Origin of the sequence: Kitasatospora sp. RG8 (assembly GCF_017813315.1) — a bacterium.
In the GTDB taxonomy this organism is placed as follows: Bacteria; Actinomycetota; Actinomycetes; order Streptomycetales; family Streptomycetaceae; genus Kitasatospora.
The window spans coordinates 205,999-224,207 of the sequence record NZ_JAGIYX010000013.1 but is presented as its reverse complement, the minus strand read 5'-3'; the positions used below and the strand labels follow the sequence as shown (position 1 = coordinate 224,207).

At 75.3% G+C, this 18,209-nt stretch carries 15 protein-coding genes and 2 pseudogenes; 15 read left to right on the top strand and 2 right to left on the bottom strand.

Annotated elements, in window-relative coordinates:
- The 3 genes and pseudogenes from J5Y04_RS41970 to J5Y04_RS21060 form a co-directional block, all read left to right on the top strand.
- Positions 1-238: pseudogene (locus tag J5Y04_RS41970) on the top strand (ATP-binding protein); the annotation flags it as partial.
- A gap of 13 nt (positions 239-251) precedes the next feature.
- Positions 252-551 (top strand): annotated as a pseudogene (locus J5Y04_RS21065) (SDR family oxidoreductase); the annotation flags it as partial.
- 42 nt (positions 552-593) lie between these two features.
- Positions 594-1,025, top strand: a complete 432-nt coding sequence (locus tag J5Y04_RS21060; protein WP_209413614.1) for an NUDIX domain-containing protein — start codon at positions 594-596, stop codon at positions 1,023-1,025.
- Between the two features lie 495 nt (positions 1,026-1,520).
- Here J5Y04_RS21060 and J5Y04_RS43575 read toward each other — a convergent pair whose 3' ends face one another.
- Positions 1,521-2,522 (bottom strand): LAETG motif-containing sortase-dependent surface protein, encoded by a 1,002-nt coding sequence (locus tag J5Y04_RS43575; RefSeq protein WP_209413613.1) that lies wholly within the window; start codon positions 2,520-2,522, stop codon positions 1,521-1,523.
- A gap of 161 nt (positions 2,523-2,683) precedes the next feature.
- On the opposite strand from J5Y04_RS43575, the gene J5Y04_RS21050 reads away from it, so the two are divergent.
- The 9 genes from J5Y04_RS21050 to J5Y04_RS21010 all read left to right on the top strand — a co-directional run bounded on the left by J5Y04_RS21050 (position 2,684) and on the right by J5Y04_RS21010 (position 12,814).
- A complete protein-coding gene (locus J5Y04_RS21050; protein WP_209413632.1) occupies positions 2,684-3,601 on the top strand; it encodes a LysR family transcriptional regulator in 918 nt (305 codons plus the stop codon).
- A 59-nt stretch (positions 3,602-3,660) separates the two neighbouring features.
- A complete protein-coding gene (gene alc / locus J5Y04_RS21045) occupies positions 3,661-4,749 on the top strand; it encodes an allantoicase (RefSeq protein WP_209413612.1) in 1,089 nt (362 codons plus the stop codon).
- 78 nt (positions 4,750-4,827) lie between these two features.
- A complete protein-coding gene (locus tag J5Y04_RS21040; protein WP_148643645.1) occupies positions 4,828-5,067 on the top strand; it encodes a hypothetical protein in 240 nt (79 codons plus the stop codon).
- Between the two features lie 50 nt (positions 5,068-5,117).
- A complete protein-coding gene (locus tag J5Y04_RS21035; protein WP_209413611.1) occupies positions 5,118-6,452 on the top strand; it encodes an amidase in 1,335 nt (444 codons plus the stop codon).
- Positions 6,453-6,611: 159 nt separating this feature from the next.
- Complete coding sequence (locus tag J5Y04_RS21030) at positions 6,612-9,143, top strand: ABC transporter permease (RefSeq protein WP_209413610.1); 2,532 nt, start codon at positions 6,612-6,614, stop codon at positions 9,141-9,143.
- Between the two features lie 118 nt (positions 9,144-9,261).
- Positions 9,262-9,951 carry a TetR/AcrR family transcriptional regulator gene (locus J5Y04_RS21025; RefSeq protein WP_209413609.1) on the top strand — a complete coding sequence of 230 codons (690 nt, stop codon included), beginning with the start codon at positions 9,262-9,264 and terminating at the stop codon, positions 9,949-9,951.
- Between the two features lie 128 nt (positions 9,952-10,079).
- The gene (locus J5Y04_RS21020; protein ID WP_209413608.1) at positions 10,080-10,982 is read left to right on the top strand and encodes an alpha/beta hydrolase; all 903 of its coding nucleotides are present in this window, start codon (positions 10,080-10,082) and stop codon (positions 10,980-10,982) included.
- Positions 10,979-11,605: a TIGR03086 family metal-binding protein gene (locus J5Y04_RS21015; RefSeq protein WP_209413607.1), complete on the top strand. Its 627-nt coding sequence runs from the start codon at positions 10,979-10,981 to the stop codon at positions 11,603-11,605. Before J5Y04_RS21020 ends, J5Y04_RS21015 begins: the two co-directional genes overlap by 4 nt.
- Before the next feature lie 387 nt (positions 11,606-11,992).
- Positions 11,993-12,814, top strand: coding sequence for an integrase (locus J5Y04_RS21010; protein ID WP_209413606.1), 822 nt, complete (start codon positions 11,993-11,995; stop codon positions 12,812-12,814).
- A 142-nt stretch (positions 12,815-12,956) separates the two neighbouring features.
- Here the strand turns inward: J5Y04_RS21010 and J5Y04_RS21005 are convergent, their stop codons facing one another.
- On the bottom strand, positions 12,957-13,988 hold the full coding sequence (locus J5Y04_RS21005) for a LuxR C-terminal-related transcriptional regulator (RefSeq protein WP_209413605.1): 1,032 nt from the start codon (positions 13,986-13,988) through the stop codon (positions 12,957-12,959).
- Between the two features lie 198 nt (positions 13,989-14,186).
- On the opposite strand from J5Y04_RS21005, the gene J5Y04_RS21000 reads away from it, so the two are divergent.
- The 3 genes from J5Y04_RS21000 to J5Y04_RS20990 all read left to right on the top strand — a co-directional run bounded on the left by J5Y04_RS21000 (position 14,187) and on the right by J5Y04_RS20990 (position 18,200).
- Positions 14,187-14,408, top strand: coding sequence for a hypothetical protein (locus tag J5Y04_RS21000; RefSeq protein WP_209413604.1), 222 nt, complete (start codon positions 14,187-14,189; stop codon positions 14,406-14,408).
- Between the two features lie 136 nt (positions 14,409-14,544).
- On the top strand, positions 14,545-16,329 hold the full coding sequence (locus tag J5Y04_RS20995; protein ID WP_209413603.1) for a hypothetical protein: 1,785 nt from the start codon (positions 14,545-14,547) through the stop codon (positions 16,327-16,329).
- The gene (locus J5Y04_RS20990; protein ID WP_209413602.1) at positions 16,317-18,200 is read left to right on the top strand and encodes a YcaO-like family protein; all 1,884 of its coding nucleotides are present in this window, start codon (positions 16,317-16,319) and stop codon (positions 18,198-18,200) included. Before J5Y04_RS20995 ends, J5Y04_RS20990 begins: the two co-directional genes overlap by 13 nt.
- Positions 18,201-18,209: the final 9 nt, after the last annotated feature.

Below are 18,209 nucleotides of genomic sequence, written 5' to 3'. Positions count from 1 at the left end.
GGAGGGCCGCCCCTACGACACCCATGTCCTCCCGCCCCGCCCACCGGCCCCCACCCTGCGCCCGGTGGACCTCGACACCCTCCCCGAGCTCACCGCCGAGTCGGGCCGCGGCCTCTTCCTGATCCACGCCCTCACCGACCACGTCCAGCTCCGCAACCACCCGCTCCGCGGCGCGATCGTCAGCTTCGACAAGATCCTCAAGTGGCAGGACGACGCCCTCCTGAGGGCGGCCTCGTAGCGCTGCTGCGGGCTTGGCCTACAGCACCGCCAAAGCTGGACTTCTCGGCCTCACCAGGTCGCTGGCCAGGGAACTTGGACCGGCCGGGATCTGTGTGAACACTGTCCTGCCCGGGGCGATTCAGGTCGAGGCGGAGAACGACCTACCCGCCCACCACCGTGCCCGACCCGAGGACCAGATCCGCCGCCAGTGCGTCCAGCGCCGGGGCCGCCCCGAGGACGTCGCCGCCGCGGTCGCCTTCCTCGCGGGCCCCAGCGCGTCCTTCATCACCGGCCGGTCGTTGCACGTCGACGGCGGCCAGCTCCTCCACTGACCTGCCCCACACGCCGAGACCACAGACAAGGAAGAGAACACCATGCAGCACCGCGTCCGCGCCGTCCTCCTCACCCCGAACAACACCATGCTGCTGATCAAGCGCATCCGCCCCGGCATCGACCCGTACTGGGTGATCGTCGGCGGCAAGATCGAACCGACCGACGTCAGCCCTGAAGAGGCCCTGCTGCGCGAGGTCCGCGAGGAGATCGCGGGTGAGGCCGAGATTGTCAGCCTCCTCCACACCATCGAGACGGACGACGAGCGCCAGGACTTCTACCTCGCCACCATCGGGAAGTGGAGCTTCGAGGACCGCACCGGACCCGAGTTCAGCCAGGAAGGCCGGGGCGAGTACATCCTCGAAGAGATCCCCCTGGCTGCCGACGCCCTCGATGCGCTCAACCTCCTGCCCCAGGACTTCGCGGCCGTCCTGCGCGACGCCGTCGAGCGAGGGGAACTCCTCGCCGCCCGCTGACCGCAAAGGTGGCCGGGTCGGCTCGGCCACCCGACATTCGCGCGCAACCCGCGACGGCCACCGCACACGGCTCCGCCAAGAAACGACAGTCCTTGATGTGATCAAGACCGCTGCGGCAAAAGGACCTTGGCGTGGGGGGTGACGTGGTACGTCTCGTGGTCCAACCGAAAATAGGCGACACCGGCGGTGCTACCAACACCCCGGGATCCGATTGATCATCGCTGTCCCTACTGAACCGGCTGGTCTCCCCGGCCATCGCGGGGGCACATCTGGGGCACATGGGGGCCCAAAGTGCCGCTGACCAGTGCGAACTACTGAAGGTAGTTTCGCCTGGTCAGCAGCACTTTTCTGATCGAACCCGCAGGTCACGGGCTTGCGGGGACCAAAAGATCCTCAAGTGGCAGGACGACGCCCTCCTGAGGGCCTGCTGAACGCGGGAACGCCGAAGGGGTACGGGCAGCGCGCCCGTACCCCTTCTTCCGCTGCCGACCGGGGTCAGCTGTGCGAGCCGGCCTTGCGGCGGCGCAGGACGAGCAGGGTGCCGACGCCCGCGGCGAGCACGGCTGCGCCGCCGAGGGCGATCGGGAGGGTGTTGGAGCTGGAGCCGGTCTGGGCCAGCTGCGGGCCGGCCTTCGCAGAGGACGAGCCCGACGGCGACGCCGGGGCGCCCGCGGTGGTGGTGGCGGCGTTCTTGTCGGCCACCTTGAACAGGCCGTCCACCCGGAAGCTGCCGTTGAAGTCGATGCAGCTGTCGGTGGCGGGGGCGCCCGGGACGTCCTTGGGCTGGAAGGTCTCGGAGTCGGCGTCGAGCTGGGCGTAGTAATCGCCGGTGAGTGCCTTGTCCGTGGGCGTGACGCGCACCTGGAAGGCCAGTTTGGCGCCCTTGGCGAGCTTGTGAACGCCGAGGTCGACCATCAGGTAGGGGCCGCCGGCATTCACCGTGCCCGCCTCCGGGGTCTTCCAGTCGCCACCGGGCAGCTTCACCTGGATGGTGAAGGCGTCCGCGCCCCAGGTGACGGGGTTTCCGACCGGCGCCTCGACGACATCGGTGAGGAAGAAGTAGGTGTTCACCTTCTGCAGGTCGACCGAGGCGGTGTTCTCGAAGGTCACCGACAGTTCCCCGGCCGCACCGCCCTTGACCAGGGTGGTGTTGGCCAGGCCGCTGCCCGTGGTCTTCAGTTCGAGGGTGCGGTAGCCGCGGCAGCCGGCGCCGGACGGGGTGGGCGTCGGGACCGGAACGGTCGGCCGGGCGGTGGGCTTCGCCGTGGCGGTGGCCGACGGGGTGCCCGTCGGGGAGGCGCTCGGAGAGCCGGTCGCCGTGGGAGTGGCCGACTTCGTGCCCGTCGGGGTCTGGGTCCCGGTCGGGGTGGGCGTGGCCGAGCTGGTGGCGGTCGGGCTCGGCGAGACGGCGACGGCGCCGGCGGTGGCCGTGCCGACCGTCGCGCCGAGCGAGAGCGCGAGCAGCGTGGACGCGGCCAGTAGGCGGGAAGAGCGCACGGTCTTTGCCCCCAATAAGGTGAATTCTGTCTCTGTCTGCGCGACTTGGCGCCTAATTGTGATCACCGCCAAGTGCGCAGGAGCGGCACCCTATCGAGGAGGTGCCGACCGGCTCCCGGCCGGGGTGACCGGAGCGGACCTACGCTGGCGCGATGGGTGCGGTGGGCGAATGGGATCTGCGGCGGCTGCGGGTGCTGCGGGCGGTCGGTGAGTGCGGGACGGTGACGGCGGCGGCCGAGCGGCTCTGCCTCTCGCCGTCGGCGGTCTCGCAGCAGGTGTCGGCGCTGGCGAAGCAGCTGGGCGCGCCGATGCTGGAGCCGTACGGGCGGCGGGTGCGGCTGACCAGCGCGGCCCGGCTGGTGCTTCGCCACGCGGAGCTGGTCTTCGGGCAGCTGGAGCGGGCCGAGGCGGAGCTGGCCGGGTACCTGCACGGCGAGGCGGGCGAGGTCCGGGTGGGCGCGTTCGCCACCGCGATCGGCGGGCTGCTCGTGCCGGCGATCGCCCGGCTGCGCGAAGCCGCGCCGCGGCTGGCGGTGCGGGTGGTGGAGGCGGAGGCAGCCGGGGCGTACGGGCTGCTGGCGGCGGGCGACGTCGACCTGGCGTTGTCGCTCGCGGTGCAGCCGGCCGGCGGCGACCCGCGGTTCGTGGAGTCGGTGCTGCTCAGCGACCCGCTGGACGTGGCGCTGCCGCCTGGCCACCCGCTGGCCGGCGTGCCGGGGCTGCGGCTGGCGGACCTCGCCGACGAGCCGTGGATCTACGGCGCCGCCGGGCCCTGGCGGGAGATCACGCTGGCGGCCTGCGCGGACGCCGGGTTCGTGCCGGAGCGGGCGCACACCGCGGCGGACTGGACGGCGATCCTGGCGATGGTCGCGGCGGGCCTCGGGGTGGCGCTGGTGCCCCGGCTGGCCTCGGCGGGCCGCGGCGGCGGCGCGGTGGTCCGGGCGCTGCCGGCCGACCTGCCGACCCGCCGGGTGGTCGCGGCGGTGCGGGCCGGGACGGAGGGGACGCCGCCGCTGCGCCGGGTGCTGGCGGCGTTGGCCGAGGTGGCGGGGACCGTGCAGACCGTTCAGTCGGAGTGAACGGTTTGCTCAGTTCTTTGTGATGGACCTGATCAGTGCCCCGGGTTCATGGTGGACGCATGGCCACCGACAACGCTCCCAGGACCCTTCCCGACGCCGACGCCCTGCCCTACGGGGGTGGCAACCCGTACGCCGACTACCGCTCCGGCGACTTCGCCTTCACCGTGCTGACCGACCTGGCCGACCGCCGGCTCGGCGGCGCCGTGATCGCCGCCAACGACGAGCTGTTCGCCGAGCGGGAGAACCTGCTGCTGCCCGAGCCCGCCGAGTTCCGCCCGCACACCTTCGGCAACAAGGGCCAGATCATGGACGGTTGGGAGACCCGCCGCCGCCGCGGCGCCGGCACCGACCGCCCGCACCCGACCGCCGACGACCACGACTGGGCGCTGATCCGCCTGGGCGTGCCGGGAGTCGTCCGGGGCGTGATCGTGGACACCGCGCACTTCCGCGGCAACCACCCGCAGCAGATCGGCCTCGAAGGCACCGAACTCCCGGGCACCCCGGGCCCGGAGGAACTGCTCGCCGACTCCGTCGTCTGGCACCCGCTGGTACCCCGCTCGCCGGTGCGCGGCCACGCGGCCAACGGCTTCACCGTCGAGGGCGGCCGCCGCTTCACGCACCTGCGGCTCAGCCAGTACCCCGACGGTGGCATCGCCCGGCTGCGGGTGCACGGCGAGGCCCGGCCGGACACCGCCTGGCTGGCCGCGCTCGGCACCTTCGACCTGGCGGCGATCGAGCACGGCGGCGCCGTCGAGGACGCCTCGGACCGCTTCTTCTCACCCCCCTCCAACCTGGCCCTGCCCGGCAAGTCCCGCGCCATGGGCGATGGTTGGGAGAACCGCCGGCGCCGCGACGACGGCCACGACTGGGTCCGGCTCCGGCTGGCCGGGCGGGGTGCGATCCGCGCCGTGGAGATCGACACCGGCTACTACGTGGGCAACGCGGCCGGCTGGGCCGCGCTCCACGGACGTGACGAGCAGGCGGCGGACCCGCAGGAGTGGTTCGAGCTGGTTCCGCGCACCAGGCTCCAGCCCGACGCCGTCCACCGCCTGGTGCTGGACGCCCCGCGGCCGGCCACCCACGTCCGGCTCGACGTCTTCCCGGACGGCGGCATCGCCCGGCTGCGGCTGCACGGCAGCCTGGTCTGAGCCCGCCGCCGCCGTCCGGCCGCGGTCCTGGCGCCCTCCCCGGTTGCCGGTGCCGGACGGCCGCCGGACGATGGGGAGATGATGCACCAGATGCGCGCCGAGTACGGCGACGGCGGCCCGGCCGCCGGGGTGAGGCTCTGGCACATGGTCCGCGGCTCCGACGCCGTCGCCATGTGCGGCCGGGACCTCGATGAGGGTGCGCCGATGCGGGAGCCGGTGGACTGGGGCAAGACGCCCGAACTCTGCTGCCACACCTGCGGGGCGTACTACCTGCGCGAAACGCCCTACCTGGGGAGCGAGCACCAGGGGAACCCGTAGGCGTGCGACGGTCGGCGCCGGTACCCGCGGGCGGGTCTACTGTGGTCGGCATGGATGAATCCCTGGTCCGGCCGCGGTCGTTGGTCCGCGAGGCCACCGGTCTGCGGGCCGGCGATCCCGGGCTGGCCGTCCACGTCGACCGGCTCTGCACCCGGATCGAGCAGGTGGACCCGCTGCTCCACGCGTTCGTGCCCGAGCCCGGACGGCCCGGGCGGCTGCACGCCGAGGCGCGCGCGCTGGCCGCGCGCCACCCCGACCCGGCCACCGCGCCGCCGCTGTACGGGGTGGCGGTCGGGATCAAGGACATCGTGCACGTGGACGGCCTGCCGACGCACGCCGGCTCCGCCCTGCCGCCCGGTGTGCTGGCCGGGCCGCAGGCCGCCGTGGTGGACCGGCTGCGGGCGGCGGGCGCGCTGGTCGCGGGCAAGACGGTGACCGCCGAGTTCGCGGGCACCGCCCCCGGCCCGACCCGTAACCCGCACCACCCCGGACACACCCCGGGCGGTTCCAGCAGCGGGTCGGCGGCGGCGGTCGCGGCGGGGCTGGTGCCGCTGGCGATCGGCACCCAGACCGGCGGCTCGGTGATCCGGCCCGCCGCCTACTGCGGGGTGGTGGGCTTCCGTCCGACGCACGGGCGGATCCCGATGGACGGGGTGATCCCGCACTCGCCGACCTTCGACACCCCGGGCCTGTTCACCGCGGACCTCGCGGGCGCCGCGCTGGCGGTGCCGCTGCTCTGCGACGACTGGCGCGCCGAGGAGGCGCGGGCGGCCGGGGCCGCCGCGCCACCCGTTCTCGGCGTGCCGGCCGGCCCCTTTCTGGAGCAGGCCGGTCCGCAGGCGCGGAAGGCCTTCGAGGAGCAGCTGGAGCACCTGGCCGCAGCTGGGCTGAGGGTCCGTCGGATCGAGCTGCCGGCCGACCTCGCGGAGCTGTTGGGCCTGCTGCGGACGATCAACCGCTTCGAGCTGGCCCGTACCCACGCCGACTGGTTCGTCCGCTTCGGCGGCCTCTACCGGGCGGAGACGGCGGCCGGGATCCGGCACGGCCAGGCCGTCCCGCCGGAGGACTACGAGGCGGCGCTGCACGCCCGTGAGCACCTGTGCGGCCTGCTCGCCGAGGCCTGGGCGGCCTCGGGGGCGGACCTCGTCCTGACGCCCGCGGCGACCGGGCCGGCCCCGGCCGGGCTGGGGACCACCGGTGACGCGGCGATGTCGCTGCCGTGGAGCTTCGCCGGGCTGCCGGCGCTCACCCTGCCGGCCGGACCGGCGGCGGACGGCCTGCCGCTGGGCCTCCAGGTGGTCGCCCCGGCCGGCGCCGACGAGCGGCTGCTGGCGCAGTCGGCTCTGCTGGAAGCGGAGTTGGGGGCGCACCGCCGGGGCGAGTAGGGGGTTAACCCCCGCCCGGATCCGCCGGACCGCCGCACTGCGTCCGCGCCCTGCCGCGCGGGAGGGTGGGGCCATGCCGAAGCCGCCCCGTCACCCCAGTCCGCAGTGCCGTTCCCGCCGGGCGGGCCGCGCCCCGATGCGCCCGGGGGTGCGGGCCTGATGCTGCTCTCCTACGCACTCCAGAGCCTGAACGCCCGCCGGTCGAGCTTCGTCGGCGCCTTCTGCGCGTTGTTCTTCGCGGCCCTGACCGTCACCGCCTGCGGCACCCTGCTGGAGACCGGCCTGCGCGGCGAGATCCGCACCGAGCGGTACGCGGGCGCCCCCCTCGTGGTGGCCGGCGACCAGCAGGTGCACCAGACCGTCGTCAAGGACAAGGGCAACGGGAAGACCAAGACCAAGGAGAAGGCCAAGCCGCTCGCCGAGCGGGCCTGGCTGCCCGCCGCGCTGGCCGACCGGATCGCCGCCGTGCCGGGCGTTCGCGCGGTCGTCCCCGAACTCACCTTCCCCGCCCAGCCGGTGGCCGCCGACCGGCTCCCCGGGTACGGGCACTCCTGGGCCTCCGCCGAGCTGACCCCGTTCACCCTCACCGAGGGCCGGGCGCCGGGCGCCGACGACGAGCTGGTGGTCGACGCGGGCCTCGCCGCACGGGCCGGACTGCACGTCGGCGACCGGCTGACCGTCCGCTCCACGCAGACTCCGGCCGCCTACCGGATCTCCGGCGTCGCCGCCGCCCGGGGAGTCGAACTGACCGCGCAGAGCGCGTTGTTCTTCAGCCCGGCCGAGGCCGGGAGGCTGGCCGACCGGCCCGGCCAGGTGGCCGCGATCGCCGTCCTGCCGACGCCCGGCACCGACCCGGCGAAGCTCGCCCGCGACCTCGCCCCGGCGCTGGCCGGCGGCAACGCCGTCGTCCACCGCGGCGCCGACCGCGGGCAGGCGGAGTTCCCGGACGCCGCCGGTGCCCGGGTGAAGCTGGTCAGCATGGGCGCCGCGATCGGCGGCACCGCGCTGCTGGTGGCCGTCCTCGTGGTCAGCGGGACCTTCGCCCTGATGATCCAGCAGCGGGGCCGGGAGATCGCGTTGCTCCGTGCGGTGGCGGCGACGCCCGGGCAGGTGCGGAAGATGATCGGCGGCGAGGCGCTGCTGCTGGGTCTGGCCGCCGGCCTGCTCGGCTCGCTGGCCGGGCTGCCGGCCGGCGGGTGGCTGTACGACGGCTTCGTCGGCCTCGGCGCGGTGCCGGAGACGCTGCACCACACGCTCAGCGTCTTCCCGCTGTTCGCCGCGGTGCCCGCGACCGTGCTGGCCGGCTGGGCCGCCGCCCGGATCTCGGCCCGCCGGACGTCCCGGATCCGCCCCGGCCAGGCGCTGTCCGAGGCCGCGGTCGAGGTGCCGGGCGCCGGGTGGGCGCGGGCGGTGGCGGGCGTGGTGGTGCTGGCCGGCGGCATCGTCCTGGTCGCCGTCCTCGCCGCGCTGGACACCGAGAAGGCGGCCACCCCGGTGACCTTCGCCGCCGTGGTGGTGCTGGCCGTCGCGGTCTCGCTGCTCGGCCCGGTGCTGGCCCGGGGCGCGTCCGCCGTCCTCGGCGGGGCGCTGCGGATCTTCCCGGTGAGCGGCCACCTGGCCGCCGCCAACCTGCGGGCCGAGTCCCGCCGGCTCGGCGCCGCCGCCGCGCCGCTGGCCCTGCTGACCGCGATGGTCTGCACGGTGCTGTTCACCGAGTCCACCCTCGGGGGCGCGGCCGCCCGGCAGGCCGAGGACGGCGTCCGGGCCCCGTGGACGCTGGCCGCGAGCGCGCCGGGGGTGCCCGGCCGGGCGGCGCAGGCCGTCCGGGAGCTGCCCGGCGTCACCGCGGCGACCGAGGTGCTCCGCAGCTCGGCCCGGATCGACCTGGAGAAGTACACCGTGCAGGGCGTGACCACCGGGGGACTGGCGGCGGGCTGGGACCCGGACGTCACGGCGGGCACGCTGGCGGGCTTCGGCGACGGCGACCTCGCGGTCAGCGCGACGGCGGCCGGCGCCCTCGGGGTCCGCCCCGGCTCCACCGTCCGGCTGGTCCTCGGCGACGGCACCCCCGCCACCCTGACCGTCCGGGCCGTCTACGCCCGCGGCCTCGGCTTCGGCGACCTCACGCTCTCGCACGCGCTGCTGGCCCGGCACGTCGACAACCCGCTCGCGTCGGCCGTCCTGGTGGCCGGTGACGGCCGGGTCACCCGGGAGCGGCTGACCGCTGCGGTGGCCGGCTTCCCCGGGGTGCGGGTGCTCGACCGGGCGCAGGCCGGGGAGATCACGGCCGAGGCCCGGCAGAACGGCGCCGAGGCCAACTACCTCGGGATGGCCCTGGTGCTCGGCTTCACCGCGATCTCGGTCGTGAACACCCTGGCCATGGCCACCGCCGACCGCCGCCGGGAGTTCGCCCTGCTCCGGCTGACCGGCACCACCCGCCGCCAGGTCCTCGGAATGCTGCGGTTGGAGTCGGCCGCGGTGGTGGTCACGGGTGTCACCGTCGGCTCGGCGATCGCCTTCGCGGTGCTCACCGCCTTCAGCCTCGGCATGACGGGCGCGGCCGGGGTGGCCTGGGGCTGGACCGGATACGCCGGGGTGCTCGCGCTGGCCGCGGTGCTGGCCCTGGCCGCCACCACCCTGCCGGCGAGGCAGGCTCTGCGGGCACCCGCCCTCGCCGTCCCGGCCGGGTGACGCCGGGCGGGTGGGAGCGGCGACCGCTATACCCTGGCTGGACGCAGGCGCACCGGGCGGCCCACGACTGTGGGCCGCCCGGCGGCGCTCCCGCCACGACGGACAGCTGAGGTGGACCGTGAGCGGTTCGGTCAAGGACGGACGCACCGAGGGACGCACGGCCGTCCGTGCCGACGGACGTGCCGACGGGCGGGTCGTGCGCGGCGAGGAGACCCGCCGGGCGGTGCTGTCGCGGGCCGTCGAGATCGCCTCCGTCGAAGGCCTGGACGCGCTGTCGATCGGCCGGCTGGCCACCGACCTCGGGCTGAGCAAGAGCGGGGTGTTCGCCGGCTTCGGCTCCAAGGAGGAGCTCCAGCTGGCGACCGTCCGGGCCGCCCGGCGGATCTTCTCGGACGCGGTGGTCGCCCCCGTGCAGGGCGTGGCCCCGGGCCTCGGCCGGGTCCGGGCGCTCTGCGAGAGCTGGCTCGCGTACTCGCGGGTCCGGGTCTTCGAGGGCGGCTGCTTCTTCTTCGAGGTGACCGCCGAGTTCGACGCCCGCCCCGGCCCGCTGCGCGACGCGCTGGCCGGCTGTGCCCGGGAGTGGCACGGGCTGCTGCTCGACACGCTGGCGCAGGCCAGGGCGACGGGCGGGCTGCGGGCCGACGCCGACCTGGAGGACCTCGTCTTCGCGCTGGTCGCGGTGATGGAGACGGCCAACTCGCAGGCGCTGCTGTTCGACGAGGAGACCCCGTACGACCGGGCCGGGCGCGCGGTGGTGCGCCTGCTGCGGGCCGAGGCGACCGACCCGGGGGCCCCCGAGCTGGCCTGACGCCCGCTGCGCCGGGCGGAGGAGGCGCAGGTTCGCGTCCATAAAACTGCACGAACGGTCGTGCTAATATCTCCCCGAGTTCGGCCCCCGCACCCAGGCAGACCCGTCAGCACCGACAGGGAGACCCGATGGACCCGGCCGTCACACTGATCCGCACCACTCTCAACGCCACCTCGCTGATCGCCCCCGGCCTGGCCGGCCGGGCCGCGTTCCGGCTGTTCCGCCACCCCGTCCGGCGCGGCCGGGTGCGCACCCACGAGCGCGAGGTCCACCGCAGCGCCGTCACCGAGGAGCTGTCCCACCACGGCGAGCGCGTGGTGGTCTACCGCTGGGGCGACGGCACCCGGCCCGTCCTGCTGATGCACGGGTGGCAGTCCCGCGCCTCGCGGTTCGCGGACTTCGTCCCCCGGCTCCGGGCGCTCGGACTGAGCCCGGTCGCCTACGACGCCCCCGGCCACGGGGACTCCGGCGGCCGCACCTCCACCGTGCTCGACCACCGTGACATCGCCGTCCGGCTCCAGGAGCGCCACGGCGACTTCGAGGCGCTGGTCGCGCACTCGCTCGGCGTCAACGCCGCCTTCCTCGCCCTGCGCGGCGGCCTGCGGGCCGGGCGGCTGGTCGCCGTCGCCGGGGCCGCCGAGGTCTCCTTCATGCCGGCCGCCTTCTGCGCGCGGGCCGGGCTGAACACCGTGGTCGAGCGGCGGCTGCGGTGGCTGATGAACCACGAGATGTTCCCCGGCGTCGCCGACGTCGGCGCGTACTTCGACGCCGCCCGCAGACCCGAGGAGCTCGGCCTGCCGATCCTCGTCGCGCATGACGAGGACGACGACGTGGTCCCCCTCGGCCACGCCCACCGGCTCAAGGCCGCGTACGGGGACCGGCTCGACCTGATCGTCACCCGGGGCCTCGGCCACCGCCGGATCCTCACCGAGCCCACCGTCCTGGACAACGCCATCGGCTTCCTGGCGGCCGGTTCCCCCGCCGGCGGGAAGACCGCGCAGGCGGCCGGACGGGAGGTCGGCGCGGCATGATCCTGCTCGAACTGCACACCAGGTCACTGGAGTTGGCCGGCAAGGTGGTGGCCACCGTCCAGCCCGAGCAGCTGGTGCTGGCGACGCCCTGCGCCGGCTGGACGCTCCGCCGGCTGCTGGAGCACGTGGTCGGCCAGCACCGGGGCTTCGCCGCGGCCGCCCGGGGCGCCGGGCCCGACCCGGCGCTCTGGCGGGACGTCCCGGTCGACGGCGATCCGGCGGGCGCGTTCCGCCTCTCGGCCGGGGAGCTGACGGCGGCCTTCGCCGAGGCGCACGCCGCGCCGCGGGCCGGGCGCGGACTCTGGCTGCCGGAGATCCGCGACGGCGCCGCCTTCCCGCTGCGCCAGGCCGTCGGCTTCCACCTGCTGGACACCCTGGTGCACGCCTGGGACGTCGCGGCCGCCCTGGGCACGCCGAAGGAGGTCGCCGAGGCGGTGGACGCCGACGAGTGGCTCGCGTCCGCCCTGCTCTCGGTGGCCGTGCTGGTGCCGGCCGCGCCCGAGGACCGGGCGCCGGGGGCCGCCTTCCGGGAGCCCCGTCAGCGGCCCCACGGGGCGGGGCCGTTCGACCGCGTGCTGGCGCTCCTCGGCCGCGACCCCGGCTGGGCCCCGCCCGTCCGGTAGGGGAGTCGCCGGACCCCCGGGGGCGGGAGTCCGGCGACGGGCCGGGGCCGGCCGGGGCCGGGCTCAGCGACCGTCGGGCTCCTCGTCGGGGAAGCGCGGTCCGCCGATCAGGTAGAGCAGTGCGGCGATCGGGAAGCCGATCGAGGCGGCCAGTAGGACGAAGAACTGCCAGACCATTTCTCGCTCCTCGACGGTCCGGGGCGGCCCGTCAGCCCCGGAGGGCCCGGCCCCTCGAAGGAGGTCCCAAACCCGGCAGGCCCTGATTGGCCGAATTGTCCACTCGGTATCCGACGGTATGGCCGAATTACCCCCACTGCCACCGGGACGGACCCGCGTGCCGCGTGCACGGGTCTGGGCCTGCGCCCCGCCCGGCCCCACACTGTCGGGATGCAGGTACAGCTCGCAGGGGAAGCACGGCGGCCGGACCGCGAGAGCGAGGACTTCGCGGCGGCCTCGCCGGAGGCGCTCGTACTGCTCGACGGTTCGAGCTCGCCGACCGGCCTGGAGTCCGGGTGCCGCCACGGCACCCCCTGGTACGTCCGGCGGTTGGGGGTGCACCTGCTGGCCAGACTCACCGACCGCGCGGACCGGTCGATCGGGGAGTGCCTGGCCGACGCCATCGCGGAGACCGCCGCGCTGCACGGCGGCCGCTGCGACCTGGGGCACCCCAACACGCCGGCCGCCATGGTGGTGGCGGCCCGCCGGCACGGCGCCGCGCTGGAGTACCTGGTGCTCGGGGACTCGCTGCTGGTCCTCCAGTTCAAGGACGGACCGCCGAAGGTCATCGGCGACAACCAGCGCTTCCCCGGCGGCGAGGAGCTGCGCCGGCAGGTCTGGTCGACGGTGCCCGGCTCGGCCGAGCGCGCCGCGCTGCACCTGGAGTACGCGCTGGCCGTCCGCGCCGCCCGGAACACCGGCAACGGCCCGTGGATCGCGGCGGCCAGCCCGAAGGCGGCCCGGTACGCCGAGACCGGCTTCGTCGACGCGGAGCGGCTGCACGCGGTGGCCGCGCTGACCGACGGCGCCTCGCGCTACACCGAGCGCTTCGGCCTGGGCAGCTGGGCCGACGCGCTGCGGCTGCTCGCCGAGTCGGGCCCGGGCGAGCTGATCGCCCAGGTGCGGGCGGTCGAGCGGACGGACACCGCCTGCGAGCGCTGGCCGCGCGGCAAGGCGCACGACGACGCCTCGGCCCTCTACGCGCTGCTGTGACGGGGGCCGTGGCCCTGGTCACGCCGGGAGCCCCGGCCTGCGGTCCGGGCCGGCCGGCCGCACGTGCCGGACCGGTGCGGCGGTCCGGTCCGGGGCGGGCCGGGGGCCGGTGCGGCGGCCCCTGGCGGCGACGGCGATCCGCTCAGGCGGCCGACGCGGTGACGACGCCCGCCCGTTCGGCGAGGACGCCGGCCTGGAAGCGGCTGTCCGCGCCCAGGCTGTCCATGAGCTCGGCGATGTGCCGGCGGCAGGTGCGGACGGACATGCCCAGGCGCCGGGCGGCCTGCTCGTCGGTGCTGCCCTCGGCCAGCATCCGGGCGATGGAGCGCTTGATCGCCGCGCCGGCCTCGCCGTAGCCCGCGACCACGCTGCGGGTCTCCTCCTGGTCGAACGGCATGGCCCGGCCCCAGCACTGTTCCAGCGAACGGTAGATGTAGTCGACGAGGGCGGGCTCGCGCACCATGACGGCGCCGGCGGGCGCGCCGATCCCCGTCCGGGGGATGAACGCCACCTCGCGGTCCACGATGACGACCCGGTCGACGATCTCGTTGTCGGTGCGCAACTCGCAGCCAGAGGCGGTGAGTTGACTGGCGTAGCTCTGCATGGCCGGGTTGACGCGGACGGTGTGCTGGTACAGCGCCCGCATCCGCACGCCGCGTTCGAGCAGTTCGAGGTTGCGGGCGAGCGCGTCCGTCATGCCCTCGGTGGAGCCGATGCCCGGGTGGGCGCTGAACACCTCCGTACGGCAGTTCGCGGCCAGCTCCTGGAACATGGCGCGGACGTCGTCGGGGTTCTCCATCACGTCGATCGCCTCGGCGCTGCTGCGCTCGCGCCGCATCTCGTAATAGAAGGGCACCAGCCCGAGCAGTTCGGTCCGCACCTGGGCGGCCTGCTGCTGGCGTGCCTGCAGGGCGGCGTTGATGGGGCCGATCAGTTCCGCGGCGGCGAGCTCGGGGTTGGTGGCGATCAGCGCCGAGGAGCCGTCGGGGGCGGGTCGCAGAAGGTGGAGCGCGGAGAGGTCGTCGGTCGCCCGTTCCAGCTGGTCGGGGGTCAGGCCGAGCTCGTCGGCCGCCCGTTCGTCCAGCCGGCCGTGCCTGACGGCCCAGGTGAACACCCTCGCCGCGGTCTCGTCGAGACGGCCTGAAAGTGATGGAAGGATGTCCGGAAAGACCATGATTGCCCCCGTTTGATCATAGTGATTTCACTGCGCTGCAACTTTATGACAGGGGCGCCAGGTGGAGATCCCCCCGATCGGCGGGCCAATGTGGAGCTGCACCGGAAAGCAGGTGCGGCTCCCGGCCGGAAACGGCGGAGGGGCCCGAGAGAACGTACGACGCCGTGATCCGGCATCGACACAACGGGGGAAAACACCATGGGCAAGCGCCTTGCTTCCTGCTTCGTTCTGACCGCTCTCGCCACCGCCGTCATGGCCGGCCCGGCGTCCGCCGCCACCGCCACGGCCACCGCCGCCGCTGCCGCCACCATCACCGTGCGGGCGGCCGGGCCGGACGCCGACCCGCTGCACCTCGTCCCGAAGCCGGTCGCCCACAAGCCGGGCAAGGACGGCGGCAGCGGCGACCTCCGCTGGGAGTGACCGCGGAGCCCCGCCGGAGCCCGGCCCGGCCGCGCCCCACCCGACCTGACCCGACCTGACCCGGCCTGATCCGCCTGATCCGACCCGCGATCGAGGACCCATGTCTGCCGCACCTTCTCCGCTGCCGCTCCGCGGCGTGCGATCCCGCCCCGGCGTGCACTACGCACCGGTCAGCAAGGGCGTGTACGTCTCCGCCGCCAAGGGGGCGTTCCTGCTGGCCGGCCCGGCGAGCCTGTTCCAGCTGGTCGACCGGCTGACCCCGCTGCTGGACCGCGGGGCCACCGAGGACGAACTGGTCGCGGCGGCCGGCGCCGAGAAGACCCGCGGTGTCGTGCGCTGGGTGGCCGGCCAGCTCCTCCTGCGCGAGCTGCTGTTCGACCTCGACCGGCTGGACACCCCGGAGCCCGGGCCGGACGAGCGCGCCGCCTACGGCGACTCGCTCGCCTACCTGGAGACCCGCAGCGACGACCCGTACACCGCCTTCCGACGGGTGCGCGAGGGCCGGGCGGTCGTCCTCGGCCGGGGACCCGCCGCCGAGTCGGCGGCCCGCGGCCTGTCCGCGGCCGGCTTCGGCAGCGTCGTCCTGGCCGGTACGGACGGGAGCGCCCCGGACCCGTCCGAGCTGCTGCTGCTCGACCCGGAGCTCGACCGCGTCGTGCTGCCCGCCTCCGCCGCCGAGGCCGCCGGACTGCTGTCCGGCGCCTGCGTGGCGGTGGTCGTGGACGCCGCGCCGTCGGCCGACGCGACCGCCGAACTCGCGCCCGGTGCCGCGATCGTCCCGGTGACCACCGCGGACGCGTCGCGGGCCGGTGGTCCCCAGGTCGTCGGCCCGCTGCGGACGGCGGGCGAGGCGCCCGGTCTGCACGGCAGGCTGGTCGAGCGCGCGGTGATCCGGCAGGGCGACCAGGCGCGGACCGTACCGTCGTCCACCGGCGCCATCATGGCCGGTGCGCTCGCCGCCCACCGGGCCTTCCAGCACATCGGCCTCGGCACGCCGGAGAGCTCCGTCTCGGTGGTGCACGGCCCCGCACTGGAGACCGACGAGGCCGTGCTGGCCGGGACGGGCCAGGCCGAGTGGAGCGGCATCCGCAGCCTCGGTGACGCCGACCCGTCGGGGCTCGCGCCGGTCGTGACCGAGGAGGTGCTCACCGACTCGCTGCCGCTGTTCGCACCCTGGACCGGCCCGTTCCGGTGGATCGCCCCCGACGACCTGCCGCAGCTCCCGTCCGCCCTGGCCGTCCTCGAAGGCCTCACCCCCGACTTCGGCGCGCCCCTCGTCCGCCGCGGCATCGACCACGGCTCCGCCGCGGTCCAGGCGATCCTCGCCGGGCTGCGCGTCCTGGCCGCCGTGCCGTACCCGCCCGGGATCCGTCTCCTGGAGCGCTCGGTGTCGGCCGCCGGAACCACCGAGGCGCGCTGGCTGCTGGACGGTGTCCTGCGGATCCTGGCCCGCTCGGCCGCGGCTCCGGCCACCGTCCTGGGCTGGGACGACATCACCGACCACGACACCCTGCGGTTCTGGCGCACCCTGGAGGAGTACGAGGACCAGCCGGTCGTGCTCACGCTCGGCCGCCCGGCCGGACTCGCCGGCCCCTGGTGCACCGTCACCGTGGCCGACGCCCGTACCGGCGCGGTGCTGGGCTCCGCCTGGGGCGACAGCACCGACCGGGCCGCCGGCCTGGCGCTGGCCGCGGCCCACGGCGCCCGCCGGGCCGGACAGGCCGGTCACCCCGGCACCGTCGACCCGGCGCCCGGAACCGAACTGATCGACCTGATCACCGAGCCGGCGCTGAACGCGCTGGCCGGGGACATCGAGGCCTACTGCCACGCGCACGGGGTGCGTCCGCTCGGGGTCCGCGTCGTCGCCGACCCGCTGGCCGGGGAGCAGAAGCTGTGCTGGGGGCCGGTATGGCTGTCCTGACGACCGCCGAACCATCCACTCCCTGGGCGGAGTTCGCCGAGCTGCACGGTGCCCGCCTCAGTCTGAACGAGGGCTGGGACACCGAGGCTGAGCGCGCCGCCTGGACGGCGGCCCGCGAGGCCGGGGTGCCGCTGCTCTCCGTCCGGGTCCTCCCGGACGAGGTGCAGATCGGCCCGCTGTGGGACCCGGCCGCGCCCGCGCCCTCCTGCGCGGGCTGCGCCGAGGCGCGGGAGCGGCTCGCCGCACCGATCGCCCACGGCCACCCGATCGTCCGCGAGTGGGGTGCCCGGCGCTCCGGCACCGGCGCGTCGCCGCTGCTCCCGCTGCTGGCCCGGGCCGCACTGGCCGCCGGAACGCCCCTGGCCCCGGGTGAGTTGCTGTCCGTCCGTCCGGGCGGACTGCGCCGGCACCCGATCGCCCGGTACCACGCCTGCCCGGTTTGCGGGGATGCGGGCATGCCGCACGACCGCACCGCCGCGCCGCCCGTCCGGACGCCGGAACCCCTGGTTCTCGCCGACCGCCCGTCGCCGCAGCAACTGCCGCTGCGCGAGCGCCCCGGCCTGCCGATGCCCGCCGACGAGCTGCACCGGCGGACCGTCGACGCCCGCTTCGGCCCCTTCATCGGGGTGCAGCGGGAGACCCAGGCCCCGTTCGCGATGAGCAACGCCGTGATGCCGGGCGGACCGGTCGGCGCGGGCCACGGCCGCGGCGCCACCTACCGGGAGAGCGATCCCGTCGCCATCCTGGAGATGTACGAGCGGATCGGCGGCTTCCCGTACGGCACGGGACGGGTCGTCAGGGACCTGGCCTACCAGGGCATCGACCTGCCCGCGCTGGACCCGGCCGCGCTGGGTGGGCACACCGCCCGACAGCTCGCCCACCCCTACTGCCGGGTGCTGCCGTACGCGCCGGAGAACCCGACCGACTGGGTCTGGGGCCACCGCATCCCCACCGGCGAGCCGGTGCTGGTCCCGGCCGAGGTCGGCTTCTACCAGTACAAGCTGCAGCGGGAGGGCGACCGGAAGATCCACTTCCTGGAGTCCTCCAGCGGCTGCGCGCTCGGCGCGAGCCTGGAGGAGGCGGCGCTGCACGCCCTCTTCGAGGTCACCGAGCGCGACGCGTTCCTGCTCGCCTGGCACCGGCGGCGCCCGCTGCCGGCCATCGACCCCGCGTCGGTGCGCCGGGAGCGCAGCCGGGAGCTGATCGGCCTGATCCGCTCACGCGGCTACGACGTGCACCTGCTGGCGGCGAGCCAGGACGTCCCGCTGCCCTCGGTGTGGGTGCTGGCCGTCCACCGGGACGGGCTGTTCCCCGCCAGCTACTCCGCGGCCGGCACCCACCCGGACCCGGAGGCCGCGGTCGAGGCCGGCCTGTGGGAACTGGCGCAACTGGTCCACGAGCGGGTGCCGTTCGACCCGGCGGCGGTGGAGCGGATGATCGCCGACCCGTTCGAGGTGCGCGTGCTCGACGACCACTACCAGCTCTACAAGCGGCCCGAGCTGCTGCCCCGCGTCACCGAGGTGCTGGGCGGGCCGGTCGTCCGGCTGGACGAGGCCTTCCCCGGCTGGCCCGACGCCCTGCGTCCGGCGGCCGGCGCGCGGCCCGACGTACGGGCCTCGCTGGAGACCGTGCTCGGCCTGTACGCCGATGCCGGAATGGACACCGCGATCGTCGTCGACCAGTCCACCCGGGACCACCGCGACCTGGGACTGGCCGCCGCCAAGGTGATCGTCCCCGGCACGCTGCCGATGACCTTCGGCCACGCCAACCAGCGGTTGCTCGGCCTCACCAGGCTGACCGACGGCCTCCTGGTCGACGGCCGCCCGGTCACCGACGACGACCTTCCGCTCGACCCCCACCCGTTCCCGTGAGAGGAGGAC

Coding starts and splice junctions, on each gene's coding strand:
- alc (WP_209413612.1), top strand. CDS start 3,661: ATGGCCACCGACAACGCTCCCAGGACCCTTCCCGACGCCGACGCCCTG.
- J5Y04_RS21030 (WP_209413610.1), top strand. CDS start 6,612: ATGCTGCTCTCCTACGCACTCCAGAGCCTGAACGCCCGCCGGTCGAGC.
- J5Y04_RS21060 (WP_209413614.1), top strand. CDS start 594: ATGCAGCACCGCGTCCGCGCCGTCCTCCTCACCCCGAACAACACCATG.
- J5Y04_RS21000 (WP_209413604.1), top strand. CDS start 14,187: ATGGGCAAGCGCCTTGCTTCCTGCTTCGTTCTGACCGCTCTCGCCACC.
- J5Y04_RS21040 (WP_148643645.1), top strand. CDS start 4,828: ATGATGCACCAGATGCGCGCCGAGTACGGCGACGGCGGCCCGGCCGCC.
- J5Y04_RS21020 (WP_209413608.1), top strand. CDS start 10,080: ATGGACCCGGCCGTCACACTGATCCGCACCACTCTCAACGCCACCTCG.
- J5Y04_RS21035 (WP_209413611.1), top strand. CDS start 5,118: ATGGATGAATCCCTGGTCCGGCCGCGGTCGTTGGTCCGCGAGGCCACC.
- J5Y04_RS21010 (WP_209413606.1), top strand. CDS start 11,993: ATGCAGGTACAGCTCGCAGGGGAAGCACGGCGGCCGGACCGCGAGAGC.
- J5Y04_RS20990 (WP_209413602.1), top strand. CDS start 16,317: ATGGCTGTCCTGACGACCGCCGAACCATCCACTCCCTGGGCGGAGTTC.
- J5Y04_RS21015 (WP_209413607.1), top strand. CDS start 10,979: ATGATCCTGCTCGAACTGCACACCAGGTCACTGGAGTTGGCCGGCAAG.
- J5Y04_RS21005 (WP_209413605.1), bottom strand. CDS start 13,988: ATGGTCTTTCCGGACATCCTTCCATCACTTTCAGGCCGTCTCGACGAG.